Here is a 1,559-nt window from a genome sequence, read left to right as displayed (position 1 = left end):
CCCCCCCCAATGTATATAATGAATTAGTGGAGTTAAAAGAGGGGGATTCTAAAACAAGTAGTTTTTGTGATTCTCAGTATAGTGAAAGTGAAAAAACTCTTCATGAAGAAAATAAAAAGATTCTAGAATCTCTAAAGAATATACAAAGCAGAGATTCTCACAACACAAATACACATCAAACAACTCATTACTCTCTTCATAATGATAAGAACACTCTCACTGCATTACAAGATACAATAGCTTCCAAGTTGAATCCTAAAACTTTACTCATCATAGCTCTTGTATTTAATATCTCTCTTTTGTTCTATTTCAAATACATGGATTTCTTTATAGAATCTCTTTGTATGATTCTTGCTTCTTTACATATAGAATCTCATCTTGCATTATTGCATATTGCTTTACCTCTTGGTATTAGCTTTTTTACTATTACACAGATTGCTTATTTAGTAGATTGTTATGAAGGAAAAGCAGTTGAAAGAAATCTTATTAATTATGCTTTATTTGTTACATTTTTCCCACACTTAATAGCTGGTCCAATCCTTCATCATAAAGATATGATGCCTCAATTTGCAAAATTAAAAAATAAGATTCTTCGATATGATAATGTCGCAAGAGGATTATTTATCTTTTCTCTTGGATTATTTAAGAAAGTCTTTATTGCTGATACTTTTGCTAAATGGGCGAATGCAGGATATTCTGCAATAGATTCTGGAATCACACTCAATATCTTTGAAGCATGGGCTACTTCATTAAGCTATACCTTTCAGCTCTATTTTGATTTTAGTGGATATTGCGATATGGCTATTGGGTTAGGATTACTCTTTAATATTGCTTTGCCTGTCAATTTTGCTTCACCTTATAAGTCTTTAAATATATCAGAGTTTTGGAGGAGATGGCATATTACTTTAGGGAGATTCTTAAAAGATTATCTCTATATTCCATTAGGAGGAAGTAGGAATACTAATAATATAGAATCAAAAAACAAACTCTTTAATCTGAATAGAATCTTAACACTAAGAAATCTTTTTATAGTAGTCTTTATAAGTGGTGTATGGCATGGGGCTGGAATAGGTTTCATTATCTGGGGGATATTACATGGATTAGCAATGTGTGTGCATAGAATGTATAGATATTTTATACAATGGGCATTTGATTATAAGTTCAAAGATTCTCAGATAGATTTAGATTATATGGGAGAAGTGAAGAAGGACAAAGAGAATGTGGATACTAAGCAAGCAGATTCGAATTTAAATATCTCTATCAATACATCATCTATTACTCAATCATATTCACAGATAAAACAAGGAGAAATAAGCTCTATAAGAAATACGGAATCAATAGATTCTCATTGTATTCAAAAAGATAAAGAAACAAATAGGAGAGAAATACAAAGTATAAGAGATTATAGACATTCACAAATAATAGCATTTTTAGAATCTAAAACTTATAAGATTCTCTGTTGGATTCTTACTTTTAATTTTGTCAATATTGCTTGGATATTTTTTAGAGCTGAAAACTTAGATACTGCTATAAGCTTGCTGAAGAGTATGTTTGGGATT

1 protein-coding gene is annotated in these 1,559 nt (G+C 30.2%); it reads left to right on the top strand.

The genetic code is table 11. The annotated features are described in order from the left end of the window. Window positions 1–317: 317 nt before the first annotated feature. On the top strand, window positions 318–1,559 hold a 1,242-nt coding region (locus CQA53_RS11310), incomplete at its 3' end, for an MBOAT family O-acyltransferase (protein WP_281271193.1).

The organism is Helicobacter didelphidarum (assembly GCF_003364195.1).
Taxonomy (GTDB): Bacteria; Campylobacterota; Campylobacteria; order Campylobacterales; family Helicobacteraceae; genus Helicobacter_A; species Helicobacter_A didelphidarum.
The sequence above is the reverse complement of the archived record's forward strand: the minus strand, read 5'-3'. Positions and strand labels throughout refer to the sequence as shown.